Here is a 24789-nt window from a genome sequence, read left to right on the forward strand (position 1 = left end):
TGTCTTAACTCCGCTTACAACGGTTTGACGACGAACAGGCCATCGTCGTGGCCTTCTTCGGAACCACCGTAAACCTGCTCTGCCACGGTGCGGATCTTGCTGCCACGGGCGGCCAGGATCTGGTCCATGGCGCCGGCGAACCAGCCGGTGAACATGTAGTCGACCTTGCGCCCGACCTTGCCGTACACGTAGACGAACGCCGAGTGTTCGAGCTTGACGCTGGCGGTGCCTTTATCCAGGTCGATGTCCTGGATCTTGAACAGCCCCCAGCCGCGCTGGGACAGGCGCTTCATGTAGTGCTCGAACACCGCGACGCCTTCCAGGCCGTGGCATTCAGCTTCTTTTTCGCACCAGTGCCAGGCGGATTTGTAGCCGGCCTTGTAGAGGATCTCGGCGTAGGCCTCGGCGCCCAGGACTTCCTCGATGCCCATGTGGTTGTTGACGAAGAAATGCCGCGGCACGTAGAGCATCGGCAGGGCGTCGGAGGTCCAGACACCGGTTTCGCTGTCGACTTCGATAGGCAGTTGCGGGGCGATCTTGGCCATGTTTCAAAACTCCGGAATTCTGTGGATAAGTACGTCTGTAGCCGCTGCCGAAGGCTGGGAAAAGGCTCGAAGAGCCTTCCGAGGGCCGCTAGAGCGCGTCTCCTTCGGAGCCGATCGCAGCCTGCGGCAGCGGCTACAGGAATGTGCTGTGGGGGGTGGTCTTACTCGCCCCAGACGTCCTTGAGGACATTGACCCAGTTCTCGCCCATGATCTTGCGCACCACGCGCTCGCTGTGGCCGCGTTTGAGCAGGGTTTCGGTGAGGTTGGGAAACTCGCCCACGGTGCGGATCCCCAGGGGGTTGATGATCTTGCCGAAGTTGGTCAGGCGCCGGGCGTAGCCCTTGTCGTGGGTCAGGTATTCGAAGAAGTCCTGGCCGTGGCCCTGGGTGAAGTCGGTGCCGATGCCGATGGAATCCTCACCGACGATGTTCATGGTGTATTCGATGGCTTCGGCGTAATCGTCGATGGTCGAATCGATGCCCTTGGCCAGGAACGGCGCGAACATGGTCACGCCGACGAAACCGCCGTGGTCGGCGATGAATTTCAGCTCGGCGTCGGACTTGTTGCGCGGGTGTTCCTTGAGCCCGGACGGCAGGCAGTGGGAGTAGCACACCGGTTTCTTGGATTCGAGGATCACTTCCTCGCTGGTCTTGGAACCGACGTGGGACAGGTCGCACATCACCCCGACGCGGTTCATCTCGGCGACGATCTCGCGGCCGAAGCCCGACAGGCCCCCGTCGCGCTCGTAGCAGCCGGTGCCTACCAGGTTCTGGGTGTTGTAGCACATCTGCACGATGCCCACGCCCAGCTGCTTGAACACCTCGACATAACCGATCTGGTCCTCGAAGGCATGGGCATTCTGGAAGCCGAAGAGAATGCCAGTCTTGCCCACTTCCTTGGCCTTGCGGATGTCCGCGGTGGTGCGCACCGGCATCACCAGGTCGCTGTTTTCGCGGATCAGTTTCTGGCTGGCGGCAATGTTGTTGACCGTGGCCTGGAACCCTTCCCAAACCGACACCGTGCAGTTGGCTGCGGTCAGGCCGCCCTTGCGCATGTCCTCGAACAGCTCGCGGTTCCACTTGGCAATGATCAGCCCGTCGATAACGATGCTGTCGGCGTGTAATTCGGCTGGGCTCATCAGGCTGTCCCCTTGTTGGCGATTCATGCGCCGAATCGTCTGCCGGCGCTTTGGGGTCAGCATATGCTTGAGGGCCGGGTCGCCTGGGTGCAAAAACGACAGGGGAATTGCCGAAAGCGTCAAGCACCGACAAAGGGCCGGACGGAGGGCACCGGCCACCTCTGTTCTTTGCCGGGGGCTTGCGCCAGAATTCGCCGCTTCAACGAAAGCATCACTGGATGAGGGCAGCGCTGCAATGAAACCGATCTTCCTGGCCTTGTTACTGATAGCGACCGGCGTACAGGCGGCCGAAGAGACCGACAACACGCCCTGCGACGGGGTGGAAAACGACGTGCAGACCCTGGAATGCGCGACCTACAACCGCACCACCGCCGAGCAATTGCTGAGTGACAACGTGCAAAGCCTGCTGGAACGCCTGGGCACCTTGTACGGCAACGACAAGGCGCAACTGGCCGACATCAGCGCCAAGGTCAAGAACGCCCAACAGTTGTGGCAGAAGCAGCGCGAAGCCGACTGCGCGATGGAATCCTTCCCGGCCAAGCCCGGGACCAAGGCCTACACCATCGCCACCAACGATTGCCTGGCGCGGATGAGCGACGAGCGTTCGGAATTCATCGAATCCATCGCCCAGGAATGACCCGCTAGCGCCGGCAGGAGCGGGTTTGCCGGCGGAAAGCGCCCCGCCGAACCCGGTGCGGCAGTTGCGGGGGTTTCGCGAGCAAGCTCGCTCCTGCAAGTCAACGCCAGGTCAACACCGGGTCAGGCGCCGCCGCGAAAGCACGAGACGCCCCAGGCGGTGAGCTTGAACGGCAGGTGGTAATGCTGGCGCGGGTCATCCAGGCCGAAGCGGTACACCAGCACATCGAGGAAGGGCACCGGCGGCAGCGCCTGGCCTTGCTCGCGATAGAACGCCGCCACCTCCAGCTCCACTTCGTAGACGCCCGGCCCGAAGCTGGCCGCGCACTCCGGCAGGCCATCGAGCAGGCCATTGCCGTCGATCCGCCCCTGGCATAGCCACTCGCCGCCCAGGCGCCGCACCCGCACCGCCATGCCTTCGGCCACCTGGCCGCTGGCGACATCCACCACGTGGATCGACACCCCGCCATTCATTTCCAGAACCCCACATGGGCCCGGGCCGCTTCGTGTTCCAGCATTGGCCCCAGCACCGGGATCTGCCGCTGCCCGCGGGCAAAGACTTCACGGCACGGCAGGGAAAAGGTCGGGTTTTCCGGGTGATCGCCGGTCAGTGCCAGCAAGGCATGCTCGGACAAGGCGTAGACCACCCGGCCAATACCGGTCCAGTAGATCGCACCGGCGCACATGCAGCAGGGCTCGGCGCTGGTGTACAGGGTGCACTGGGCCAGCTCCTCGGGGCCCAGGAGCCTTGCGGCCTTGGCGGCAGCGGCAAGTTCGGCGTGCTGGGTCGGGTCGCCTTCGGGGGGCATGGAGTTGTTGCCGGCACTGGCAACGATCTTGCCGTTGCGGTCCGCCACCAGGGCGGCGAACGGGTGGCGACCGCGGGCCTTGGCCTCTTCGGCCAGCTCAATGCTCTGACGCAGCAGTTGCAGGTCCAGTTCGCTGACGCCGGCAGGGATGGGAGAAAGCATCTGGGTCATGGTGACCTCCTTTTCATGGGCAGAGTCCCGCCGAAAAAGACGGGTTGAAAGCAACTGTCAGTCATTGAGTCCGACATGGATCGGCAGCGCGTCGGCCGCCGGCTCGCGGGGGTTGAGCAGCAGATTGAGGACGATGGCGGTGATGGCACCGAGAAAGATGCCGCTTTCCAGCAGCAGCTTGAGGGGCCCGTGGGCTTGGGCGAACAGCGCCGGAAAGGACATCGGCAGCACGCCGACACTGACCGACACCGCTACGACGATCGCGTTGCGGGTGCCCTCGAACCTCACCCGCGACAGCTCCTGGATACCGGCCACGGTGGTCATGCCGAACATGACGATGGCGCAGCCGCCGAGCACCGGGGTCGGCACCGCGGCCACCAGGGCGCCGAGCTTGGGAAACAGGCCCATGAGCACCATGATGGCGCCGGCGGCGGCCACCACGAAGCGGCTCTTGACCCTGGACAGCGCGATCAGCCCGGTGTTCTGGGTAAAGGCGTTATAGGGAAAACTGTTGAACAGGCCGCCCACCAGGGTCGACAGGCCATCGGCGCGAAAGGCATCGCCCAGGGTGCGCTGGGTGGTCGGCTTGCCGGTGAGCTTGCCAATGGCCAGGCAGTTGCCGGTGGTCTCGGCCATGATCACCAGCATCGCCAGGGTCATGATCAGGATCGGCATCAGGGAGAATTGCGGAACCCCGAAGGCCATGGGCGGGCTCAGCTCGAACCAGGCCGCTTCGCCCACCTGGGCAAAGTGGGTCATGCCGCAGGCCGCAGCGATCAGGCTGCCCACCAGCAGCCCGATCAGCACACTGAGGTTGCCGATAAAGCCGGAGAACTTGCCGTAGATCACCAGGGTCACCGCCACCGTGGCCAGCCCCAGCAACAGGTTGGCCGGTGCGCCGAAATCCTCGGCGGCGGGGTTGCCGCCCCCCAGCCAGACGGCCGCCGCCGGCATCAGGGAAATGCCGATGATGGTGATCAGACTGCCGATCACCACCGGTGGAAAGAACCTCAGCAGACGGCTGAACAGCGGAGCCATGGCAATGGTCAGGACCCCGGCGGCGATCACCGCGCCGAACACCTCGGCCAGGCCGAACTGCTTGCCGATCATGATCATCGGCGCCAGGGCAATGAAGGAGCAGCCCTGGATCAACGGCAAGCGTGCGCCGAACCGCCAGAAGCCCAGGGTCTGGATCAGGGTGGCAATGCCGGACGTCAGCAGGTTGGCGTTGATCAGTAAAACCACCTGGGCCGGCGTCAGGCCCAGGGCATTGCCTAGAATCAACGGCACCGCCACCGCACCGGCATACATCACCAGCACATGCTGCAAGCCGAAGGTGAACAACTGGCGGACGGGCAGGACCTCGTCCACTGGGTGAACCCGGGGAATGTTCATGTCGCAGATCTCCTGAAAGTGCAGCTCTTGTTGTTGTTCTGGCAGGCATCCGGGAGTAATGCCCCGGCAGGATGTACGAACGTCGGCGCCCATGATCTGTGCTTGAATACGATGAAACAAATGAGCAGCCATCGTTTTTAACGATGGATTGGACAACCCTGTCCTGGGGTCGGGAGACGCGATGCGCTTTTCACTGGAACAACTGCAGATGTTCGTTCAGGCCGCACAAACCGGCTCGTTCTCGGCCGCTGCACGCAAGCTGGGCAAGACCCAGTCCACGGTCAGCGTGGCCATCGCCAATCTGGAGGACGACCTGGGAGTGGAGCTGTTCGACCGTAGCAGCCGCAGCCCGGTGCTGACTGCCAGCGGACGCAAAATGCTGCTGCAGGCCGAGGCGGTACTGGAGCGCTGCCTGACCCTGCAGGCCAATGCCGACGGCCTGTCAGAGGCGCTGGAACCGCAGTTGTCCATCGTGATCGAAACCCCTTACGGCCCGCTGATGCCGGTCTTGCGCGAGTTCGAGCAGGCCTTCCCCTATGTCGACCTGCTGATCCGTCATCCGCTGTCCGGCGATGCCAGCGAACTGGTGACCCGGGGCGAGGCAGTGCTGGGCATCGCCTTTTCGCAACCCGGCTACCCCCAGGAACTGGAGTTCCAGCAGTTGGGCAAGCTGATCATGTTGCACGTCTGCCACCCGGACCACCCGCTGGCGCGACTCGACAGCGTGACCTTCGACGACCTGCATGGGCACCGGCGCCTGGCCTTCAGCGCCCACGCCGACAAGCTGCCCAGCAGCGAGTACCTGCGCTGCAGCCAGCTGTGGCAGGCGGAAAACTACCTGGCGCTGTTGGAGATGGTCCGCGCCGGCCTGGGCTGGGCCACACTGCCCCGGCAACTGATCCAGCGCGAACTGGCCAAGGGCGAGCTGGTGGAACTGCAACTGGGCGCCTACCCCCATACCGACTGGCTGGTGGGCGTGGACCTGCTGTGGGCCCGGCAACGGGTGATGGGCAAGGCCGAACGCTGGCTCAAGGAACGGCTACTGCGCCAGAAGGTGTACGAAGTGGATCGGCGCGGGCAGTCCACGACCTGGTAACGGCGGCACGGGCAACAAAGGGACAAGGTTCTGCGCTTGGCCGGACGGTGAATATAAGCAAGGATTCGCAATCCTTATAAAAGGCTTATATAGTCCGCTATGAACGAAATCCTCTGGAGTAGAAAAGCGGTCAAGCAACTGCTGCGCTTGCATCCCGAACATCAGGTCCAGGTTCGTGACGCGATCGCCCTGCTGGCCGACATGCCAGCCAGTGGCAACGTCAAAGCCCTGTCCGGCCACACCTATGCCTATCGCCTGCGGGTTGGCCAGTACCGCGTGCTGTTTGATTGGGACGGGGTTATCCATATCGTCAGTGTTCAAGAGGTCAAAAAACGTGATGAACGCACCTACTGACATCCAGATCATCCACGGCCCGGACGGCAAGCCGGCGTTCGTGGTGATTCCCTACGCACAGTACGTTGCGCAGCAGAATGAGCCTGATCTGATCCCCCATGGCGTGGTCAGTCGCATGGTCGATGGCGCCACGCCGATCCGCGCCTGGCGCGAGCACCTGCACCTGACCCAGGATGAGGTTGCCAAGCGGCTGGGAATCTCTCAGCCGGCCTTCGCCCAACAAGAGAGCGTGGCCCGCCCCCGCAAGAGCACCCGGGAAAAAATTGCCGCCGCCTTCGGCATACGCGCCGACCAACTAGAGCTGTAAGCTGCGCCTCACTCACTGATTGAAAGGGTTCCCCATGAGCATTTGCGGTATCGAGATCAAAGGCAGCGAAGCCATCTTCGCCCTCGCCACCCTGCAAGACGGCGCGCCGCAGCACCAGCCGCTGAGCATCAAGAAGATCGCCCTGGAAGACGACGATGAAGCGGGCAACGTCCGGGCCTTCGCCGCCCAGATCGACGCCTTTGTCCGCGAACACCGGATCACCCGCATCGCCATCAAGAAGCGCAGCAAGAAAGGCGAATTCGCTGGCGGCCCCACCACCTTCAAGATCGAAGGCGTGCTGCAACTGCTGGAACACTGCGAAGTGATCCTGCTGTCGCCGCAGACCATCAATGCCCAGCACAAGAAGCACGACTTCGCCCTGCCGGCGAGCCTCAACAAGTATCAGCACGAAGCCTACAAGGCCGCCTGCGCCGCCCTGTTCAAACAATAACCGTAGGAGCCGGCTTGCCGGCGAACAGGCTCGCCAGCGCTACCGAACCCGAGTCAAACCAGTTCCCGGCCACCACCTTACTGCCGCCGGTCCTCCCGCGGACAATTCACGAAACGCGCGCGGTAACTGCGGGTAAAGTAGGACGGCGACTCAAACCCGCAGGCGATGCTCACCTCCAGCACGCTCATGTCGGTCTGGCGCAGCAGTTGCCGAGCTTTCTCCAGGCGCAGGCCCAGATAGAAGTTGCTCGGGGTGTCGTTCAAGTGCAGGCGGAACAGCCGCTCCAGCTGGCGCCGGGTGATCTTGATCGACTCCGCCAGGGCCAGGGTGCTCAGGGGTGGCTCGCTGTGCTGCTCCATCTCGCCGATCACCTGCACCAGTTTCTTGTTGCTGATGCCGTAGCGGCTGGCGACTTCCATGCGCTGGTGATCCTTGCGCGGGCGGATGCGCCCGAGCACGAACTGCTCGCTGACCTGGATCGCCAGTTGCGGGCCGTGGGCCTGGGCGATCAGGTCGAGCATCATGTCGATGGACGCGGTGCCACCGGCACAGGTGATGCGCCGACGATCGATCTCGAACAGTTCCTGGGTCACGCTCAGTTGCGGGTAGGACTCCTTGAAGGCCTCGATGGCCTCCCAGTGCAAGGTCACCCGGTGCCCTTCCAGCAACCCGGCCTCGGCGAGGATCACGCTGCCGGTGTCGATGCCGCCCAGGGTCACGCCCTCCAGGTCCAGGCGGCGCAACCAGTGCTCCAGGGCTGGCGTCAGGCACTTCAGCGGTTCGAAACCGGCCACCACCCACAAGGTTGCGCCCTTCTTCAGCGGCTCCAGGGCCGCGTCGACATTGACCGACATGCCGTTGCTGGCCAGCACCGCGCCGCCGTCGGCACTGAGCACATGCCAGCGATACAGCTCGCCACGAAAGCGATTGGCCACCCGCAGCGGCTCGATGGCGGAAATGAAACCGATGGCGGAGAACCCCGGCATCAGCAGGAAGTAGAAGTCCTGGGACATGCAACGCACTCCGGTGACGGCCAGCGTGGGCCCTGTGATACGCCAAATGCCCCCCAGCCACAAGGGGCCAGGTCGCTGCAGTGCAAGAGTCGGTCGCCGCTGTGCGTTTGCCGTCCGCGGCGCCTGCGTACCTTGAGCTCACCGACGCACCAAGACGTCGGAACCGACAATAACGACCTGCCGAGGGAACCCTCATGAAACGACTGATCAGCCGCTGTGTGCTTGCGCTTGGTGGTAGCGTTTTTCTGATGTCAGGGGCCATGGCCGCCGACGCCCCCAGTTGCCAGAACGTGCGCCTGGGCGTGGTCAACTGGACCGACGTGATCGCCACCAGCGCCATGACCCAGGTCCTGCTCGACGGCCTCGGCTACAAGACCAAGCAAACCAGTGCCTCGCAGCAGATCATCTTTGCCGGCATCCGCGACCAGCGCCTGGACCTGTTCCTCGGCTACTGGAACCCGCTGATGACCCAGACCATCACCCCGTTCGTCGAGGCCAATCAGGTCAAGGTCCTGGCCGAGCCCAGCCTCAAGGACGCCCGCGCCACACTGGCCGTGCCCGCCTACCTGGCGGACAAGGGGCTGAAGACCTTCGCCGACATCGCCCGCTTCCAGAAGGAGCTGGGGGGCAAGATCTACGGCATCGAACCCGGCTCGGGGGCCAACACCCAGATCAAGGAAATGATCGCCAAGAACCAGTTCGGCCTGGGCCAGTTCCAACTGGTGGAGTCCAGCGAGGCCGGCATGCTGTCGGCGGTGGCCCGGGCGGTGAAGCGCAACGAAGCCATTGTGTTCTTCGGCTGGGCGCCGCACCCGATGAACGTCAACTTCAAGATGACCTACCTCAGTGGCAGCCAGGATGCCCTGGGCCCGAACGAAGGCCAGGCCACGGTGTGGACCGTCACCGCGCCGACCTACGCCGAGCAGTGTCCGAACGTGCACCGGCTGCTGACCAACCTGACCTTCAGCGCCGAAGACGAGAGTCGCATGATGCAGCCGCTGCTGGATCACAAGGACGCCCTGGAATCGGCCCGACAGTGGCTCAAGGATCACCCGCAGGACCAGCAGCGCTGGCTGGAAGGGGTGACCACCTTCGATGGCAAGCCGGCCGCCGAACACCTGCAACTGACCAGTAAATAAACCACCCACACTCGCGCCCCGCAGCCCGCCCAGGGCTGCGCACGGCCACCCCACGCCCCCAGCAAACATGCCTGTAAGGAACCGCACCATGAACCACGACGTCATCATCACCTGCGCACTCACCGGTGCTGGCGACACGACCGCCAAGAGCCCCCACGTGCCGGTCACCCCGAAACAGATTGCCGCCGCCGCGGTGGAGGCCGCCAAGGCCGGGGCCACCGTGGTCCACTGCCATGTGCGCGACCCGGCGACCGGCAAGTTCAGCCGGGACGTGGCGCTGTACCGCGAAGTCATGGAGCGGATTCGCGAGGCCGACATCGACATCATCGTCAACCTCACCGCCGGCATGGGCGGCGACCTGGAGATCGGCGCTGGCGAACGCCCCATGGAGTTCGGCCCCAACACCGATCTGGTCGGTCCCCTGACCCGCCTGGCCCATGTCGAGGAACTGCTGCCGGAGATCTGCACTCTGGACTGCGGCACCCTCAACTTCGGCGACGGCGACACCATCTACGTGTCCACCCCGGCCCAGCTGCGCGCCGGCGCCAAGCGCATCCAGGAGCTGGGGGTGAAGGCCGAGCTGGAGATCTTCGACACCGGCCACCTGTGGTTCGCCAAGCAGATGATCAAGGAAGGCCTGCTGGACGACCCGCTGTTCCAACTGTGCCTGGGCATTCCCTGGGGCGCCCCGGCGGACACCACCACCATGAAGGCCATGGTCGACAACCTGCCGGCGGACGCGGTCTGGGCCGGATTCGGCATCGGCCGCATGCAAATGCCCATGGCCGCGCAAGCGGTGCTGCTGGGGGGCAACGTACGGGTCGGCCTGGAGGACAACCTGTGGCTGGATCGCGGCGTGCTCGCCACCAACGGCCAACTGGTGGAACGGGCCACGGAGATCCTCAGCCGCCTCGGCGCCCGAGTCCTGACACCGGCAGAAGGCCGCCAGAAAATGGGCCTGAAACAACGCGGCTAACCCGAACCACCCTCCCCTTGTAGGAGCGAGCTCGCTCGCGAAGCGGCCCACACGGCCGCCAACAGCTTCCCGCGCCTACGGACTCTTTTTTCAGGAAGACGCCATGACCTTTATCACCGAGATCAAGACCTTCGCCGCCCTGGGCAGCGGCGTGATCGGCAGCGGCTGGGTGGCCCGCGCCCTGGCCCACGGCCTGGACGTAGTGGCCTGGGACCCGGCCCCTGGGGCCGAAGCCGCCCTGCGCAAGCGAGTCGCCAATGCCTGGGGCGCCCTGGAAAAACAGGGACTGGCCCCGGGCGCGTCGCCACAGCGCCTGCGCTTTGTCAGCACCATCGAAGAGTGCGTGAAAGACGCCGACTTCATCCAGGAAAGCGCTCCCGAGCGCCTGGAACTCAAGCTGGAACTGCACAGCAAGATCAGCGCCGCGGCCAAGCCCGACGCCCTGATCGGCTCCAGCACCTCGGGCCTGCTGCCCAGTGAATTCTATGAGGGCTCGACCCACCCGGAACGCTGCGTGGTGGGCCATCCATTCAACCCGGTGTACCTGCTGCCGCTGGTGGAGGTGGTGGGCGGCCAGCGCACCGCACCCGCAGCGATCCAAGCGGCAATCAAGGTCTATGAATCCTTGGGGATGCGCCCCTTGCATGTGCGCAAGGAAGTACCGGGGTTCATCGCCGACCGCCTGCTCGAAGCGCTGTGGCGCGAAGCCCTGCACCTGGTCAACGACGGCGTGGCGACCACCGGGGAGATCGACGATGCGATCCGCTTTGGCGCCGGCCTGCGCTGGTCGTTCATGGGCACCTTCCTCACCTACACCCTGGCCGGGGGCGACGCCGGCATGCGCCATTTCATGGCCCAGTTCGGCCCGGCGCTGCAACTGCCCTGGACCTATCTGCCGGCCCCGGAACTGACCGACAAACTGATCGATGACGTAGTCCAAGGTACCGCCGAGCAACTGGGCAACCACAGCATTTCGGCCCTGGAGCGCTATCGTGATGACTGCCTGCTGGCGGTGCTGGAGGCGGTGAAAACCACCAAGGCCAAGCACGGCATGCACTTTCACGACTAACCCAACCCCCGTAGGAGCTGGCTTGCCAGCGAATAGGCCCTCAAGCCAGGCGCACACCCAACGGACGCCTTCGCCGGCAAGCCGGCTCCTACCGTTATCCGGTGATCCCATGCCTGCCCTGACCACCTACAGCACCCGCATCATCAAAGACTGGGTCGACTACAACGGCCATCTACGCGATGCCTTCTACCTACTGATCTTCAGCTACGCCACCGATGCCCTGATGGATCGCCTGGGGCTCGACAGCGACAACCGCGACGCCAGCGGCCACTCGCTGTTCACCCTGGAACTGCACCTGAACTACCTGCACGAGGTGAAGCAGGGCACCGAGGTCGAGGTCCATACCCAGATCATCGGCCACGACCGCAAGCGCCTGCACCTGTATCACAGCCTGCACAGGGCCGGAGATCCCCAGGAGCTGGCCGGTAACGAACAGATGCTGCTCCACGTCGACCTGGCCGGACCGCGTTCGGCGCCGTTCAGCGAGCCGGTCCTGCAGCGCCTGCAAGCCCTGACCGCCGAACAGGCCGATCTGCCGCGCCCCGCCCACATCGGCCGGGTCATCGGCCTGCCCGCGGAAAAATAATCAGCCGTAGAAAAGGAGATCACCGTGAACACCGCCGCCCTTGCCGACTATCGCCGTTACCCGCTGATCAGCCCGTTAAGCGCCGTCCAGGTATTGCCGGACCGGGTTCAGGTGCGCTGGGCCGATGATCGCCTCAGCCCCTTTCACCACCAGTGGTTACGGGACAACTGCCCCTGCACGCAATGCGTCTACAGCGTGACCCGCGAACAGGTACTGGAAATCATCGACGTGCCCGAAGACCTCGGCTGCCTCGGGGCACGCATCGACAGCCAGGGTTGCCTGTGCCTGGACTGGTCGGACGGCCACCAGAGTCGCTTCGACCCCGGCTGGTTGCGAGCCCACGCCTATGACCGGCAATCCCGCGAGGAACGCCGCGCCCACAAGGCGCAGAGCCAGCTGTGGGACAGCCGCCTGCAACTGCCGGTATTCGACTATCAGGCCCTGATGGACGACCCCAAGGCGCTGCTGCAATGGCTGCTGGCCCTGCGCGACATCGGCCTGACCCAGGTACGCGGCGCGCCCACCGAACCCGGTTCCCTGGCCCTGATCGCCCGGCGCATTGCGTTCATCCGCGAGAGCAACTTCGGCGTGTTGTTCAACGTGCAGTCCAAGGCCGACGCCGACAGCAATGCCTACACCGCCTTCAACCTGCCTTTGCACAGCGACCTGCCGACCCGCGAACTGCAACCGGGGCTGCAATTTCTGCATTGCCTGGTGAATGACGCGACGGGCGGCGAAAGCATCTTCGTCGACGGTTTCGCCATAGCCGATGCCCTGCGCCACGAAGACCCCGACGCGTTCCGCGCGCTGTGTGAAATACCCGTGGAGTTTCGCAACAAGGACCGTCACAGCGACTACCGCTGCCTGGCGCCGATCATTGCCCTGGATGCCCTGGGCGAAGTGGCGGAAATCCGCATGGCCAACTTCCTGCGCGGTCCCTTCGACACCACCGAACAACAGATGCCCCGGCTGTATCGCGCCTACCGACGCTTTATCGCCCTGACCCGCGAAGCCCGGTTCCGGGTGATCCAGCGCCTCGATCCGGGCCAGCTCTGGTGTTTCGACAACCGCCGCACCCTGCACGCGCGCAACGCCTTCGACCCGGCCAGCGGCGCCCGACACTTCCAGGGCTGCTACATCGACCGCGACGAACTGCTCTCCAGAATCCTCGTGCTGCAACGCTGATCCTCACCCCGCCAGCACCGGCTCCCGGTAGGAGCCGGCTTGCCGGCGAAACTTGCCGGCAGCCTTCCCCAGGCAAAAAAAAGCCCCGATCAAGCCGTGACAGGATCGAGGCAGGGACTACTGCTGAGGAGCTGCGGTGAGAAGGTGACCAAACCATCACGACGCCAGCTGGGTTCAGTCTGCCGATTCGGCCCTGACTCCAGTTAGCCGAAAGCGACGTGTTCATAGGTAAAAGGGTCATGCCGGCTATCATCGGCCCTCGGCAACCCATCCAACAACTTCCGCAAAACAGATATAAAACTACAACCTTGTTTGATCAAACGTCTTCCATGAAACGAACAACCGTAATATAAAAATAACCAATCTTCCCCCAATCATCTCTTTTATTGTAGATAGTTTCTTCGGAGCTCATTCTAATGTGATACGTGATGCCGGTTTTCTTGTCTTCGTAAGAGGTCATCCCTCTAACTTCCCAGAGACAACAAACAAACTTCAGATACTCACTCACACCAAATTTATCATGCAGATACTGTTCTACTGCTTGTGCATCCCTTCCTTTAATCCGATATAGAGCGGTCAAAGGAGCACTTTGCCTCTCTGGTTCCGAATCGCATTTAACATATTCGATAGTATCTGAAACCCCCACCATCGCCCTCAAAAAGTCCCCACATTCATCCGCTGCCGAAGCGACATGAGAAGATAGGCACAACAATACAGACACGCAAATACTGAAAAACACCCTCATCAACTACTGCTCCACTATTAGATAACCCACAAATTTTCCCTGAGCCCCAGGCACGCGCTTATTAATCAGATACTCATATAAAGCATTCCACTTTATTAACTCATAGAGCGTTACACACCCTTCTGACACATGACCAATATGTATATATCGCGTACTGTTGGTTTCCGTACCCTCCAAGGCAATAGGAAACCAGACATCGGTGCAAATTATCTTCCCAGGATAAGCAGCTCTATATCCCGAAGTGTCAACTTCTGCGTGAGAGAAATCAGGGGCCATGATTCGGTGCCTACCTGGGGCTATGGGCGTAAACGCCCTGCCCCAGACGCTGTTAAGCGTAACCCTTGCGCTGATTCCTGAAAACTCAGCCACAGCCCACTGCTGAGTGAATGCAAAATTCTTGATTTCTGACCTGACCCCTGTCTCTAAATTCGCGTATTTCACTCGGATCGTTGCCGCATTTTTTTCTGGCCCAATGTCAGACAGATACAAGGGGACATTGCGGTGACTCAAAGCCACTTCTTTACCAATAAAGCCACTATTGCCATCCTTCACTTGGAAGTGAGCATATTTTTCTGACGCTTTCACCATGACCAATTTGGTGTATTCACACAAATAGATAAAACTCGCCTCATGGGAAAACATAGGTCTAAAGCCCAGCCAGCCCTTGTCATCCGCCCGTCTCACATACTTGGTCGTTACCCCGACACGTTGCCGAGCGCTCACATCCCGGGTAGCGGCATGCACATTATTCGCAAGCACAATCTGACTCATGAACAACGCCTCAAACCGAGTCATCCGGGTCTATTTGCAGCAGCCCGCTGACGTCAGTAAAAAACCGTTGCGTCAATCCATTTTGATCCGTAATGCCCCTATACACCTTGCCGTCCGGCGTCACGACCTTGTACTTGAAATCAGGCACAGGTTCGCCATCGGTATCCAGCAGCTCAAACTGTGCGTTGTGGCGGTACTGAATGGCCAATGGCGTGATGGGGGTAAACTCAGCAACGGTGACCGTCGTCCCGATAATGACCGTTCCCGACCCGCCAATAACCACATTGCCGTGGCTACCCAACGAATCCGTGGTGGCCACGGGTCGTCCATTGATCAGCACATTGCTGATCAAGTTACCCGTCAGAACCGCTCCACAGGCTGTCTGGTCACCCTCACGGGCAACGGGTAGACCATCGAAAATGACATCGGGCGAGCCACTGACGATGGGATTCACGCCATGCCCGGGAATTGGGCAGGCGGTGGGGTCGGTGGCTCGTGCGGCGGGCTTTCCTGACATGATGATTGCTCCTTGAGAATAGCGTTCAGCGATAACGCCTGAATCATTGCGCTACCTCTTATGCCGCCAGGAGACAGGTCAAACAAGGCGGAAAAATCTGAAATGCAAGTCAGATCCATAGCTGCGCGACGACCGGCTCCAGGCCACCGAGTTAGCCGAAAACGACCTGTTCATAGGTAAACGGGCCATCACGACAATCTGCCCTTGCCGCCACCCGGACGCCCTACCAGAATCGGTTGACGACCACGCTCCCTGAACAAGGATAAAAGTCATGATGCATGCGGATCTGATTGACCAGGACGACCTGCTGGGACAACTCCGGGCCCTGGGTTTCGAAATGCCCGCAGGCGCCAGCGCCGAGCAGGCCTGCGAATGTGCGGTAAGGGGTTTGAGCGACGCGCGGGCCAAGGCGCTCAAGGGCATGGTGGAGCAGATGCTCACCGGCAACGCGACCATTCTGCCGGCGGTGCGCCAGGCCATCGACCGTCAGTTGCTGCCGGCCCTGGCCGAATACCTGCAGCACAAGCGCGCGTGAATGTCCCCAACGCCTGAGTCGGTTGCTAGAGTCCGCTCTTCCCACACCGACACAGGCCATTTCCTCATGATCCGCATTCAATCCGGCGCCCTCAGCGAACAGTCCGACTGGCTGCAATTGCGCCGGGAGCTATGGCCCGACTGCCCGCCGCAAGAGCACCAAGCAGAAATCCGCCAGATGCTGGCAGAACCTCGGCGCTATGGCTGCTGGCTGGCCTATGGGGCAGACGGGGTGGCGGTGGGGCTGGCCGAGGCGGCGTTGCGCCACGACTACGTCAACGGTACCGACAGCTCGCCGGTGGTCTTTCTCGAAGGGATCTATGTGGCTCCCGAGTCCCGCCGCCAGGGCATCGCCCAGCGGCTGATCGAGCAGGTGGCTGCATGGGGACGACAACAAGGCTGCGTGGAGCTGGCCTCGGATACCAGCCTGGACAATCTGCCCAGCCAGACCCTGCACCACGCGCTGGGTTTCGAGGAAACCGAGCGCGTGGTGTATTTCAAGAAACGCCTGTGACTACAGGCGCACGCTGGCGAAGGTCGATTCGTTGCGCGCCTGGCTCAGGGCCGACAGCGGCCCGGACAGCGGCGCCAGGACCATGGCTTGCGGCAGCGGCATCATCGCCACCTGCTGGGTGGTGTTGGAACCGATGCGCTCGTCACGGGGCGGAATGCCGAAGTACTCGCGGTAGCACTTGGAGAAGTGCGGCGTCGAGACGAAACCACAGACCGAGGCCACTTCGATGATCGACATGGGTGTCTGCTTGAGCAGTTGCCGCGCGCGGATCAGCCGCAGCTTGAGGTAATAGCGCGACGGCGAGCAGTGCAGGTACTTCTGGAACAGCCGCTCCAGCTGACGCCGGGACACGGCGACGTACACCGCCAACTCGTCCAGATCGATCGGCTCTTCGAGGTTGGCCTCCATCAGCGCGACGATTTCCTGAAGCTTGGGCTGGTTGGTGCCGAGCATGTGCTTGAGGGGCACGCGCTGGTGATCCTGTTCGTTGCGAATGCGCTCGTAAACGAACATCTCCGAGATCGCCGCCGACAACTCACGGCCATGATCGCGGCTGATCAGGTGCAGCATCATGTCCAGCGGCGCGGTGCCGCCGGAGCTGGTGAAACGGTTGCGGTCGAGGGTGAACAGGCGGGTGCTCATGGCCACCCGGGGAAAGGCTTCCTGCATCGACGCCAGGCATTCCCAGTGCACGCTGCAATCGAAGCCGTCCAGCAGGCCGGCGCAGGCCAGGGCCCAGCTGCCGGTGCACACCGCGCCGAGGCGACGCGACTGGCGGGCCTGGCTTTGCAGCCAGGACACATGTTCACGGGTCACGGTGCGCTGGATGCCGATGCCACCGCAGACGATCACGGTGTCGAGGCTGGGGGCTTTGTGCATGGAGGCGTCGGGGGTGATTTGCAGACCGTCACTGGCCCAGACCTGACCGCCATCGACGCTGAGGGTGGTCCAGCGATACAGCTCGCGGCCGGACAGTTGGTTGGCCATGCGCAGGGGTTCGACTGCGGAGGCCAGGGAAATCAGCGTGAAATTGTCCAGCAGCAGAAAGCCGATGGATTGAGGCGCACGGTTCTGGGGTTGGGCCCCGGAGTTGAACGACGTCATCGCGATATCTCCTCACACAAAGCGGGTGATGGCCTCAGGCGGAGGCTCTTTTTATGTGCCCTGCGACGCTTCGGAGGCGGGCTTGGTATTCACAGAGCAATTGCCATGCCTAAAGTTGAATGGGCATTCAATAACTCCTGAAAACGACGTCGCGACGCGTCTATATAGCCCTTGTCAATGTGCGGATAAGAAGCGCCGAAAGGCGCGGCGCACAGGCGCCGACAAAAGCGGTGAGCAGTTAGGTAGCACTTGGGCCGCCAAGGCGTTGCGCCGAGGCCGGCGAGTGTCACTCAAAGCACAGCGCGCCGCCCCACCGACTGGTCCGCCGGCGCACCGGGCAACTTGTCTATTCGCGACGCGCTAAAAGGTGGCGCGCGGTGGCCCGAGTGAGCCATTTGCGCGCGCCGACGTCCCTGGTTCGCATGCGACTGGCCAGCGAGGGCGGCTCAGCATTCCACCGCGCTCACGGCCAGGCCGCCACGGGACGTCTCTTTGTATTTGTCGTGCATATCGGCGCCGGTATCGCGCATGGTGCGGATCACCCGGTCCAGGGAAATGAAATGCTGGCCGTCACCGCGCAAGGCCATCTGCGCGGCATTGATCGCCTTCACCGCGGCAATCGCGTTGCGCTCGATGCAGGGCACCTGCACCAGCCCGCCCACCGGGTCGCAGGTCAGGCCCAGGTTGTGCTCCAGGCCGATTTCCGCGGCGTTGCACAACTGCTCGGGGCTGGCCCCGAGAATCTCCGCCAGCCCCGCCGCCGCCATGGCGCAGGCCGAGCCCACCTCGCCCTGGCAGCCGACTTCGGCCCCGGAGATCGAAGCGTTCTTCTTGCACAGGATGCCGATGGCCGCCGCGCCGAGGAAGAAATCCACCACGTTGGCGTCAGTCACGTCCTCGCTGAATTTCATGAAGTAGTGCAGCACCGCCGGAATGATTCCCGCCGCGCCGTTGGTGGGTGCGGTGACCATGCGTCCACCGGCGGCGTTCTCCTCGTTCACCGCCAGGGCGAACAGGTTGACCCACTCCATGGCGCTCAAGGTGGAGCCGATCACATTGGGCTTGTTCAGTTCCTGCAGGCTGCGATGCAGCTTGGCCGCGCGCCTGCGCACATTGAGCCCGCCGGGCAGGATGCCTTCGTGCTTGAGCCCCTGTTCCACGCAATCCTGCATCGCGCGCCACAGCGCCATCAGGCCGCTGCGGATTTCCTCCTCCGAACGCCAGACCTTCTCGTTGGCCAGCATCAGCTCGGCAACCCGCAGGTTGTGCTTCTGGCACAGGTTGAGCAGTTCCACCGCGCTGGAGAAGTCATAAGGCAGCTCGCTGCGATCCAGGTCCGCCACGCCACTGCTGGCCTGGGCCTGGTCGACGACAAAACCGCCGCCCACTGAATAGTAGGTATCGCGGTACAGCTCCGTGCCTTCCGCCTCTGCCACCAGGGTCATGGCGTTGGGGTGAAAGGGCAGGTTCTCGTCCAGGAGGCGCATGTCCCGAGCCCAGACGAACGGAACCGGCAGGCGCCCGTCCAGCAGCAAGGTGTCGCTGTCGCGCAGCTGCTGGATGCGCGGGCCGATCAGCGCAGGGTCGATCGCGTCCGGCCACTCCCCCATCAGCCCCATGATCACCGCGTTGTCGCTGCCATGGCCGATGCCGGTGGCCGACAGCGAGCCGAACAACTGCACCTCGACCCGCCGCACCTGCTCCAGCAGGTGCCTTTCCTTCAATGCCTGGACGAACAGCGCCGCGGCACGCATGGGGCCGACGGTGTGGGAACTGGAGGGGCCGATGCCGATCTTGAACAAGTCGAAAACACTGATAGCCATTACTGCTTAACTCCTCGATGAGCACAGTCCAGGCGTCGAAAACGCCCTCTGACGGAGCTGCTACGCTCAAGCTGCAATCCGCCGAGAAGGGCGCATCATCAGGCTTTTACAGCGACTCGCGGCGTCTGACACCGACCCACTCATGCCCACCAACGCCGCCTGGCGCGAGGCTCGGGTTCTGGGCGTTTTTTGCGGTGCAGATGCAGGAAAAAATGCCCGGAAACACTGTAAGCGACCTCACCGACACTGGATGCGACCCTCCCTGTACTGGATACGACGCACCCCGTAGGCGACAGTTTTTCACTGGTACATGATCAGTCTCGACTCGATTGCAAGGCACGGTGGTAGAGCTGTCCCCGGCACACCAACCGCCACACTTATAAGCGCGGTCCATACGCCGCCAGAAAAACATCCAGGAGTCCCCCCTATGAAAGGTTCCCCGTCGTTGTTGTTGGCCGCCATGCTGAGTCTGCCGCTTCTGGCACACGCCGCAGAACCGGAGCAATGCAGCACCGTAAACTTCTCCGATGTCGGCTGGACCGATATCACCGTGACCACCGCCACCACCAGCGTCGTGCTCAACGCTCTGGGCTACAAGACCAAGACCACGATGATTTCCGTGCCGGTGACCTACAAGTCCCTGGCCGACGGCAAGAACATGGACGTGTTCCTCGGCAACTGGATGCCGACCATGGAAAACGACATCAAGCCCTACCGCGACGCCGGCACCGTGGAAACCGTGCGGGCCAACCTGGAAAACGCCAAGTACACCCTGGCAGTGCCCGAGTCGCTGTATGACAAGGGCCTGAAAGACTTCGCCGACATCGTCAAGTTCAAGAAGGAGCTGGACGGCAAGATCTACGGCATCGAGCCGGGCAACGATGGCAACCGCACCATCCAGACGATGATCGACAAGAACGCCTTCGGCCTCAAGGACGCCGGCTTCAAGGTGGTGGAGTCCAGCGAAGCGGGCATGCTGTCCCAGGTCGAACGAGCTCAGCGACGCGACACCGCGGTGGTGTTCCTGGGCTGGGAACCGCACCCGATGAACACGCGCTTCAAGATGAAGTACCTGACCGGGGGCGACGAGTACTTCGGCCCCAACTTCGGCCAGGCCACCATCTACACCAACACCCGCAAGGGCTACACCAGCGAGTGCAGCAACGTTGGCCAGTTGCTGAAGAACCTGTCGTTCACCCTGAACATGGAAAGCACCCTGATGGGCAACGTGCTGGACGACAAGATGAAGCCTGACGCGGCCGCCAAGGCCTGGCTGAAGAAAAACCCACAAGTGCTCGATACCTGGCTCGCCGGCGTGACCACCATTGACGGTAAACCTGGCCTGGAAGCCGTGAAAGCCAAGCTTGCCCAGTAATCGCTTACGCCGGGCGGGCTTGCCCGCCCGGGCTGTTTTTTCCTTGCATGCGGACGTTCAATACCATGCTCACTGATCAGAAAATCCCCCTGGGCCAGTACATCGCGGCTTTCGTAGAGTGGTTGACGAAACACGGTGCCAGCACCTTCGACGCGATCGCTACCACCCTGGAAACCATGATCCACGGCGTCACGTTCGCGTTGACCTGGTTCAATCCCCTGGCCCTGATCGGCCTGATCGCCCTGCTGGCGCACCTGATCCAGCGCAAATGGGGCCTGACTGTTTTCGTCGTGCTGTCCTTCCTGCTGATCCTCAACCTGGGGTACTGGCAGGAAACCATGGAAACCCTGGCCCAGGTGCTGTTTGCCACCCTGGTCTGCGTGCTGATCGGTGTGCCCCTGGGCATCGTCGCCGCGCACAAGCCGCTGTTCTACACCATGATGCGTCCGGTCCTGGACCTGATGCAGACCGTTCCCACTTTCGTCTACCTGATCCCGACCCTGACCCTGTTCGGCCTGGGGGTGGTGCCCGGCCTGATTTCCACCGTGGTGTTCGCCATCGCCGCGCCGATTCGCCTGACCTACCTGGGCATTCGCGATGTTCCACAAGAGTTGATGGATGCGGGCAAGGCCTTTGGCTGTTCGCGCCGTCAGTTGTTGTCGCGCATTGAGTTGCCCCACGCCATGCCGAGCATCGCCGCCGGCATCACCCAATGCATCATGCTGTCGCTGTCGATGGTGGTGATTGCCGCCCTGGTCGGCGCCGACGGCCTGGGCAAACCCGTGGTCAACGCACTCAATACCGCCGACATTGCCCTGGGCTTTGAAGCCGGTCTGGCCATCGTGCTGCTGGCGATCATGCTCGACCGTATCTGCAAACAACCTGAAGCCAAAGTAGGGGGTGACGCATGAGCATAATCCGCTTCGACAACGTAGACGTTATCTTCTCCAAGGACCCTCGGGAGGCGCTCAAGCTGCTGGACCAGGGCATGACCCGCAACGAGATCCTGAAAAAGACCGGGCAGATCGTCGGCGTGGAAAAAGCCAGCCTGGACATCCAGAAAGGCGAGATCTGCGTACTCATGGGCCTTTCCGGCTCCGGCAAGTCAAGCCTGCTGCGCTGCATCAACGGCCTCAACACCGTGAGCCGCGGCAAGCTGTTCGTCGAACACGAAGGCAAGCAGATCGACATTGCCTCCTGCACCCCCGCCGAGCTGAAGATGATGCGCACCAAGCGCATTGCCATGGTGTTCCAGAAGTTCGCCCTGATGCCCTGGCTGACGGTGCGCGAGAACATCAGTTTCGGCCTGGAGATGCAGGGCCGTCCCGAGAAGGAACGGCGCAAGCTGGTGGACGAGAAGCTCGAACTGGTGGGCCTGACCCAATGGCGCAACAAGAAGCCCGACGAACTGTCCGGCGGCATGCAGCAGCGGGTCGGCCTGGCCCGCGCCCTGGCCATGGACGCCGACATCCTGCTGATGGACGAACCCTTCTCGGCCCTCGACCCGCTGATCCGCCAGGGCCTGCAGGACGAACTGCTGGAGCTGCAACGCAAGCTGAGCAAGACCATCGTCTTCGTCAGCCATGACCTGGACGAAGCCCTGAAACTGGGGAGCCGCATCGCCATCATGAAAGACGGGCGGATCATCCAGTACAGCAATCCGGAAGAGATCGTGCTCAATCCTGCGGACGACTATGTGCGCACCTTCGTCGCCCACACCAATCCGCTGAACGTGCTCTGCGGGCGCAGCCTGATGCGCAGCCTGGACAACTGCAAGCGGGTCAACGGCTCGGTGTGCCTGGACCCGGGTGGCGACTCCTGGCTCGACCTGGCGGAAGGCAACACCATCAAGGGCGCGCGGCGCAATGGCTCGCACTTGGACCTGCAGAACTGGGTTCCGGGGCAGTCCGTGGAAGAACTGGGCCGGCGTCCGACCCTGGTGGACTCCAACATCGGCATGCGCGACGCGCTGCAGATCCGCTACCAGACCGGCAACAAACTGGTGCTCCACGACAACCAGAAAGTGGTGGGCATCCTTGGCGACAGCGAGCTCTACCACGCGCTGCTCGGCAAGAACCTGGGTTAAGCAGCAGACACAAAAACGCCGCGAGCAATCGCGGCGTTTTGCTTTAACCACCAACCACCTTCTGTAGGAGCTGGCTTGCCAGCGAACAGGCCCTGAAGCCTTGCAGTGCCCTTGAGGGCGCCTTCGCCGGCAAGCCGGCTCCTACAGCAGGTGGAACCGCTCCGTCGGGAGCGGATCGCTACTTCACTCAGCTATAGACACGGCCGAGGAGCTGCCGATGGCTTTCGAACTGATCGAGCACATCACGGGTGATCTGCTCCTGGGTGAAGCCCATCAAGTCGTATTCCTGGCTGCCGTTGTGCAGGTAGACCTCGGCGCGGTAGAAACGACTACGGACTTCGCTGTCCGCCCCTTCCGGCTGGGCCGATTCGCTCGGCGCCGCCAGGTAGCCGTCCAGGCTCACTTCATAGACGAAGGGATTGCCCTCCTCCATTTCCACCCGCAGGCCCAACAGGTTCTTGGACTTGCCCAGGTTGGTCTGCACCTCATGGCCCAGGTTGCGCAGTTGCGCGGCGGCTTCCTGCAGGGCTGGGCTGATGTGCTTGTCCATGTAGCGCTGGACCACCGACTGGGTCGGTTGCAGGTCCAGCTGGCTCAGGCGCTCGCTGAAACCGCGACGCCCGCGCTCGGCCAGTTGCGCTTGTTCCTGCTCGATCTGCACGTCCTGGCGCATGGCCTTGTGCAAGCCGAACATGAAGCAGATCAGCACCACCGAGAACGGCAGGCCGGCCAGTACCACCATGGTCTGCATGGCTTCGAAGTTGCCGGCAAACAACAGACCGATGGTCACCAGGGTGATCACCACCGACCAGAAGATCCGCAGCCAGTGCGGGGCGTCTTCGTCGACGTTGCCGCCCTTGCAGGACAGGTTGGCCATCATCACCGCGCCGGAGTCGGCAGGGGTCAGGAACAGCACGAAGCCGACGAAGATCGAGACACCGATGACAATCTTCGAGGCCGGGTAGTGTTCAAGCAGCTGGTAGATCGCCATGGACGGTTGTTCCAGTGCTGTCTTGCCCAGCTCCACCGCCCCCTGATTGACCACCAGGTCCAGGGCCGAGTTACCGAAGATCGACAGCCAGGCCAGGGTGAAGCCCAGGGGAATCAGCAGTACGCCGGCCACCAGCTCACGCACGGTGCGACCGCGGGAGATACGCGCAATGAACATGCCCACGAATGGGGCCCAGGAAATCCACCAGGCCCAGTAGAACAGGGTCCACAGGCCCAGCCAGCGGTCGGACTTGGCGTTGTCGCCTTCGTACACGTAGAGGTCGAAGGTCTTGAGCACCACGCCGTTGAGGTAGTCGCCGATGTTCTGCACGAAGCCGTTGAGCAGGTGCAGGGTCGGACCGAACAGCAGGACGAAGATCAACAGGCCGCTGAACAGCACGATATTCAGGTTGGACAGGCGGCGAATGCCGTTTTCCACACCGGACACGGCGGCGATGGTGGCCACCGTGCTCATGACGATGATCACGATCAGCAGGTTGGTGTTGCTGTGCTCCATGCCGAACAGGTTTTCCAGGCCGGAAGACACCTGCATCGAGCCGATCCCCAGGTTGGTCACCAGGCCCAGCAGGGTCACGAACATGCCGAAACCGTCCACCGCGTGGCCGGCCGCGCCCTTGACCCAGCGCTCGCCCACCAGCGGGTACAACGCCGAACGCAGCGCCAGCGGCTGGTTATGCCGGTAGGCGAAGTACGCCACCGCCAAACCCACCAGCGTATAGATCGCCCAGCCGTGCAGGCCCCAGTGCAGGAAGGTCAGCTGCAGCGCCTGGCGTGCCGCCAGGTTGCTGCCGGGTACGCCTTCGGGCGGGTTGAAGTAGTGGTCCAGGGGTTCGGAAGCACCGAAGTACAGCAGCGAGATGCCGATGCCGGAGGAGAACAGCATCCCGGCCCAGGCGCCGTAGCTGAAGTCCGGGGTGTCTTGCTTGGTCCCCAGCTTGAGCTTGCCGTAGGAGGAGAACGCCAGGCCCACCACGAACACCAGGTAAGCGGCGATCACCACCATGTAGTACCAGCCGAAGCTGCGGGACAACCAGGCCTGGGCAATGCCCAGCAATCTGCCGGCCTCTTGCGGGGCGATGATCAGAATGGCGGTCAACAACAGGATCAGCGCGGTGGAGGTGTAGAACACCCAACCGTTGACCCGCACCTTCTCCGGTGGGGTCTTTATAAGAGAGGCAGAACTCATTGCACAGATGCTCCAGGCAGTGCGAGAGAAGGACACAAGGCAACACCGCACCCGACCAATCGGTTAGTTGGCAGCCGATCATCGGGTGATATAAAGACACCCCGAAAAAGCCCGAAACCGCAAAAGCCGCGTTGCGCACCCGCATCCAAGGTCAGTGACGAACCTGCAGCTCGTCGCCTGTTCCCCGGAGCGTCCTGCCCCTTCAACACGTCCTTACTCTTGCCGGTCCACGCCATGCCACGTGTAAGTTTT

27 protein-coding genes are annotated in these 24789 nt (G+C 62.5%); 15 read left to right on the top strand and 12 right to left on the bottom strand.

From position 1 onward, the window contains the following. Window positions 1-14: 14 nt before the first annotated feature. Both PST29_RS27930 and PST29_RS27935 read right to left on the bottom strand, forming a co-directional pair. Window positions 15-545 (bottom strand): 4-vinyl reductase, encoded by a 531-nt coding sequence (locus tag PST29_RS27930; protein ID WP_016962810.1) that lies wholly within the window; start codon window positions 543-545, stop codon window positions 15-17. A 161-nt stretch (window positions 546-706) separates the two neighbouring features. Beyond that, a complete protein-coding gene (locus PST29_RS27935) occupies window positions 707-1684 on the bottom strand; it encodes a dipeptidase (RefSeq protein WP_060842023.1) in 978 nt (325 codons plus the stop codon). Between the two features lie 235 nt (window positions 1685-1919). Here PST29_RS27935 and PST29_RS27940 point away from each other — a divergent pair, with 235 nt between their 5' ends. Beyond that, the gene (locus PST29_RS27940) at window positions 1920-2321 is read left to right on the top strand and encodes a lysozyme inhibitor LprI family protein (protein ID WP_060841454.1); all 402 of its coding nucleotides are present in this window, start codon (window positions 1920-1922) and stop codon (window positions 2319-2321) included. A gap of 122 nt (window positions 2322-2443) precedes the next feature. Here the strand turns inward: PST29_RS27940 and PST29_RS27945 are convergent, their stop codons facing one another. From PST29_RS27945 to PST29_RS27955, 3 genes are read right to left on the bottom strand one after another with little or no spacing between them, the layout of a single operon-like run. After that, the gene (locus PST29_RS27945; protein ID WP_060844828.1) at window positions 2444-2794 is read right to left on the bottom strand and encodes a hydroxyisourate hydrolase; all 351 of its coding nucleotides are present in this window, start codon (window positions 2792-2794) and stop codon (window positions 2444-2446) included. After that, on the bottom strand, window positions 2791-3300 hold the full coding sequence (locus PST29_RS27950) for a nucleoside deaminase (protein ID WP_060844829.1): 510 nt from the start codon (window positions 3298-3300) through the stop codon (window positions 2791-2793). Before PST29_RS27950 ends, PST29_RS27945 begins: the two co-directional genes overlap by 4 nt. A gap of 57 nt (window positions 3301-3357) precedes the next feature. Continuing rightward, the gene (locus PST29_RS27955) at window positions 3358-4695 is read right to left on the bottom strand and encodes a nucleobase:cation symporter-2 family protein (protein WP_060844830.1); all 1338 of its coding nucleotides are present in this window, start codon (window positions 4693-4695) and stop codon (window positions 3358-3360) included. Between the two features lie 181 nt (window positions 4696-4876). Here PST29_RS27955 and PST29_RS27960 point away from each other — a divergent pair, with 181 nt between their 5' ends. The 4 genes from PST29_RS27960 to PST29_RS27975 all read left to right on the top strand — a co-directional run bounded on the left by PST29_RS27960 (window position 4877) and on the right by PST29_RS27975 (window position 6903). Next, a complete protein-coding gene (locus PST29_RS27960; protein WP_060844831.1) occupies window positions 4877-5791 on the top strand; it encodes a LysR family transcriptional regulator in 915 nt (304 codons plus the stop codon). Between the two features lie 99 nt (window positions 5792-5890). Continuing rightward, a complete protein-coding gene (locus tag PST29_RS27965) occupies window positions 5891-6145 on the top strand; it encodes a type II toxin-antitoxin system RelE family toxin (RefSeq protein WP_060844832.1) in 255 nt (84 codons plus the stop codon). After that, on the top strand, window positions 6129-6452 hold the full coding sequence (locus PST29_RS27970; protein WP_060844833.1) for a helix-turn-helix domain-containing protein: 324 nt from the start codon (window positions 6129-6131) through the stop codon (window positions 6450-6452). The genes PST29_RS27965 and PST29_RS27970 overlap by 17 nt, the downstream gene beginning before the upstream one ends. 34 nt (window positions 6453-6486) lie before the next feature. After that, the gene (locus tag PST29_RS27975) at window positions 6487-6903 is read left to right on the top strand and encodes a DUF3010 family protein (RefSeq protein WP_060844834.1); all 417 of its coding nucleotides are present in this window, start codon (window positions 6487-6489) and stop codon (window positions 6901-6903) included. 77 nt (window positions 6904-6980) lie between these two features. Here the strand turns inward: PST29_RS27975 and PST29_RS27980 are convergent, their stop codons facing one another. Beyond that, window positions 6981-7916, bottom strand: coding sequence for a GlxA family transcriptional regulator (locus tag PST29_RS27980; RefSeq protein WP_060844835.1), 936 nt, complete (start codon window positions 7914-7916; stop codon window positions 6981-6983). A gap of 194 nt (window positions 7917-8110) precedes the next feature. Between PST29_RS27980 and PST29_RS27985 the strand changes: the two genes are divergently transcribed. The 5 genes from PST29_RS27985 to PST29_RS28005 all read left to right on the top strand — a co-directional run bounded on the left by PST29_RS27985 (window position 8111) and on the right by PST29_RS28005 (window position 12871). Then, window positions 8111-9055 carry a choline ABC transporter substrate-binding protein gene (locus PST29_RS27985; protein WP_060841461.1) on the top strand — a complete coding sequence of 315 codons (945 nt, stop codon included), beginning with the start codon at window positions 8111-8113 and terminating at the stop codon, window positions 9053-9055. An 88-nt stretch (window positions 9056-9143) separates the two neighbouring features. Continuing rightward, a complete protein-coding gene (locus PST29_RS27990) occupies window positions 9144-10031 on the top strand; it encodes a 3-keto-5-aminohexanoate cleavage protein (protein ID WP_060844836.1) in 888 nt (295 codons plus the stop codon). 103 nt (window positions 10032-10134) lie between these two features. Beyond that, window positions 10135-11100 (top strand): L-carnitine dehydrogenase, encoded by a 966-nt coding sequence (locus PST29_RS27995; protein WP_060844837.1) that lies wholly within the window; start codon window positions 10135-10137, stop codon window positions 11098-11100. 109 nt (window positions 11101-11209) lie between these two features. Next, on the top strand, window positions 11210-11686 hold the full coding sequence (locus PST29_RS28000) for a thioesterase family protein (protein ID WP_060844838.1): 477 nt from the start codon (window positions 11210-11212) through the stop codon (window positions 11684-11686). A gap of 24 nt (window positions 11687-11710) precedes the next feature. Next, the gene (locus tag PST29_RS28005; RefSeq protein WP_060844839.1) at window positions 11711-12871 is read left to right on the top strand and encodes a gamma-butyrobetaine dioxygenase; all 1161 of its coding nucleotides are present in this window, start codon (window positions 11711-11713) and stop codon (window positions 12869-12871) included. A 316-nt stretch (window positions 12872-13187) separates the two neighbouring features. On the opposite strand, the gene PST29_RS31380 is transcribed toward PST29_RS28005, so the two are convergent. From PST29_RS31380 to PST29_RS28015, 3 genes are read right to left on the bottom strand one after another with little or no spacing between them, the layout of a single operon-like run. Then, window positions 13188-13616, bottom strand: coding sequence for a DUF4952 domain-containing protein (locus PST29_RS31380; protein ID WP_082729344.1), 429 nt, complete (start codon window positions 13614-13616; stop codon window positions 13188-13190). Window positions 13617-13619: 3 nt separating this feature from the next. Next, window positions 13620-14387, bottom strand: a complete 768-nt coding sequence (locus tag PST29_RS28010) for a hypothetical protein (RefSeq protein ID WP_148654992.1) — start codon at window positions 14385-14387, stop codon at window positions 13620-13622. Between the two features lie 10 nt (window positions 14388-14397). After that, entirely contained in the window at window positions 14398-14937 is a 540-nt protein-coding gene (locus PST29_RS28015; protein WP_269768398.1) for a PAAR domain-containing protein, read from the bottom strand. A gap of 238 nt (window positions 14938-15175) precedes the next feature. Here PST29_RS28015 and PST29_RS28020 point away from each other — a divergent pair, with 238 nt between their 5' ends. Then, entirely contained in the window at window positions 15176-15439 is a 264-nt protein-coding gene (locus tag PST29_RS28020) for a hypothetical protein (RefSeq protein WP_016962894.1), read from the top strand. Window positions 15440-15505: 66 nt separating this feature from the next. Then, complete coding sequence (gene aac(6'), locus PST29_RS28025) at window positions 15506-15952, top strand: aminoglycoside 6'-N-acetyltransferase (protein ID WP_060844841.1); 447 nt, start codon at window positions 15506-15508, stop codon at window positions 15950-15952. On the opposite strand, the gene PST29_RS28030 is transcribed toward aac(6'), so the two are convergent. Together PST29_RS28030 and PST29_RS28035 are read right to left on the bottom strand one after the other, a co-directional pair. Next, on the bottom strand, window positions 15953-17056 hold the full coding sequence (locus PST29_RS28030; RefSeq protein WP_060841469.1) for a GlxA family transcriptional regulator: 1104 nt from the start codon (window positions 17054-17056) through the stop codon (window positions 15953-15955). A 446-nt stretch (window positions 17057-17502) separates the two neighbouring features. Continuing rightward, window positions 17503-18879, bottom strand: a complete 1377-nt coding sequence (locus PST29_RS28035) for an L-serine ammonia-lyase (RefSeq protein ID WP_060844842.1) — start codon at window positions 18877-18879, stop codon at window positions 17503-17505. Between the two features lie 427 nt (window positions 18880-19306). Here PST29_RS28035 and PST29_RS28040 point away from each other — a divergent pair, with 427 nt between their 5' ends. From PST29_RS28040 to choV, 3 genes are all read left to right on the top strand, one after another. Further along, window positions 19307-20254, top strand: a complete 948-nt coding sequence (locus tag PST29_RS28040) for a choline ABC transporter substrate-binding protein (RefSeq protein WP_060841471.1) — start codon at window positions 19307-19309, stop codon at window positions 20252-20254. Window positions 20255-20319: 65 nt separating this feature from the next. Next, on the top strand, window positions 20320-21165 hold the full coding sequence (gene choW, locus PST29_RS28045) for a choline ABC transporter permease subunit (RefSeq protein WP_060841472.1): 846 nt from the start codon (window positions 20320-20322) through the stop codon (window positions 21163-21165). After that, a complete protein-coding gene (choV, locus tag PST29_RS28050; RefSeq protein ID WP_060841473.1) occupies window positions 21162-22340 on the top strand; it encodes a choline ABC transporter ATP-binding protein in 1179 nt (392 codons plus the stop codon). Before choW ends, choV begins: the two co-directional genes overlap by 4 nt. 187 nt (window positions 22341-22527) lie before the next feature. Here the strand turns inward: choV and PST29_RS28055 are convergent, their stop codons facing one another. Beyond that, window positions 22528-24480 (bottom strand): BCCT family transporter, encoded by a 1953-nt coding sequence (locus tag PST29_RS28055; RefSeq protein WP_232513274.1) that lies wholly within the window; start codon window positions 24478-24480, stop codon window positions 22528-22530. Window positions 24481-24789: the final 309 nt, after the last annotated feature.

This window comes from Pseudomonas sp. St29 (assembly GCF_001547915.1).
In the GTDB taxonomy this organism is placed as follows: Bacteria; Pseudomonadota; Gammaproteobacteria; order Pseudomonadales; family Pseudomonadaceae; genus Aquipseudomonas.

Coding starts and splice junctions, on each gene's coding strand:
- PST29_RS27945 (WP_060844828.1), bottom strand. CDS start 2,794: ATGAATGGCGGGGTGTCGATCCACGTGGTGGATGTCGCCAGCGGCCAG.
- PST29_RS27930 (WP_016962810.1), bottom strand. CDS start 545: ATGGCCAAGATCGCCCCGCAACTGCCTATCGAAGTCGACAGCGAAACC.
- PST29_RS27960 (WP_060844831.1), top strand. CDS start 4,877: ATGCGCTTTTCACTGGAACAACTGCAGATGTTCGTTCAGGCCGCACAA.
- PST29_RS27995 (WP_060844837.1), top strand. CDS start 10,135: ATGACCTTTATCACCGAGATCAAGACCTTCGCCGCCCTGGGCAGCGGC.
- PST29_RS28030 (WP_060841469.1), bottom strand. CDS start 17,056: ATGACGTCGTTCAACTCCGGGGCCCAACCCCAGAACCGTGCGCCTCAA.
- PST29_RS27970 (WP_060844833.1), top strand. CDS start 6,129: ATGAACGCACCTACTGACATCCAGATCATCCACGGCCCGGACGGCAAG.
- PST29_RS27975 (WP_060844834.1), top strand. CDS start 6,487: ATGAGCATTTGCGGTATCGAGATCAAAGGCAGCGAAGCCATCTTCGCC.
- PST29_RS27940 (WP_060841454.1), top strand. CDS start 1,920: ATGAAACCGATCTTCCTGGCCTTGTTACTGATAGCGACCGGCGTACAG.
- PST29_RS27965 (WP_060844832.1), top strand. CDS start 5,891: ATGAACGAAATCCTCTGGAGTAGAAAAGCGGTCAAGCAACTGCTGCGC.
- PST29_RS27955 (WP_060844830.1), bottom strand. CDS start 4,695: ATGAACATTCCCCGGGTTCACCCAGTGGACGAGGTCCTGCCCGTCCGC.
- choW (WP_060841472.1), top strand. CDS start 20,320: ATGCTCACTGATCAGAAAATCCCCCTGGGCCAGTACATCGCGGCTTTC.
- PST29_RS27990 (WP_060844836.1), top strand. CDS start 9,144: ATGAACCACGACGTCATCATCACCTGCGCACTCACCGGTGCTGGCGAC.
- PST29_RS27980 (WP_060844835.1), bottom strand. CDS start 7,916: ATGTCCCAGGACTTCTACTTCCTGCTGATGCCGGGGTTCTCCGCCATC.
- choV (WP_060841473.1), top strand. CDS start 21,162: ATGAGCATAATCCGCTTCGACAACGTAGACGTTATCTTCTCCAAGGAC.
- PST29_RS27985 (WP_060841461.1), top strand. CDS start 8,111: ATGAAACGACTGATCAGCCGCTGTGTGCTTGCGCTTGGTGGTAGCGTT.
- PST29_RS28000 (WP_060844838.1), top strand. CDS start 11,210: ATGCCTGCCCTGACCACCTACAGCACCCGCATCATCAAAGACTGGGTC.
- PST29_RS27950 (WP_060844829.1), bottom strand. CDS start 3,300: ATGACCCAGATGCTTTCTCCCATCCCTGCCGGCGTCAGCGAACTGGAC.
- PST29_RS28010 (WP_148654992.1), bottom strand. CDS start 14,387: ATGAGTCAGATTGTGCTTGCGAATAATGTGCATGCCGCTACCCGGGAT.
- PST29_RS28040 (WP_060841471.1), top strand. CDS start 19,307: ATGAAAGGTTCCCCGTCGTTGTTGTTGGCCGCCATGCTGAGTCTGCCG.
- PST29_RS31380 (WP_082729344.1), bottom strand. CDS start 13,616: ATGAGGGTGTTTTTCAGTATTTGCGTGTCTGTATTGTTGTGCCTATCT.
- PST29_RS28020 (WP_016962894.1), top strand. CDS start 15,176: ATGATGCATGCGGATCTGATTGACCAGGACGACCTGCTGGGACAACTC.
- PST29_RS28035 (WP_060844842.1), bottom strand. CDS start 18,879: ATGGCTATCAGTGTTTTCGACTTGTTCAAGATCGGCATCGGCCCCTCC.
- PST29_RS27935 (WP_060842023.1), bottom strand. CDS start 1,684: ATGAGCCCAGCCGAATTACACGCCGACAGCATCGTTATCGACGGGCTG.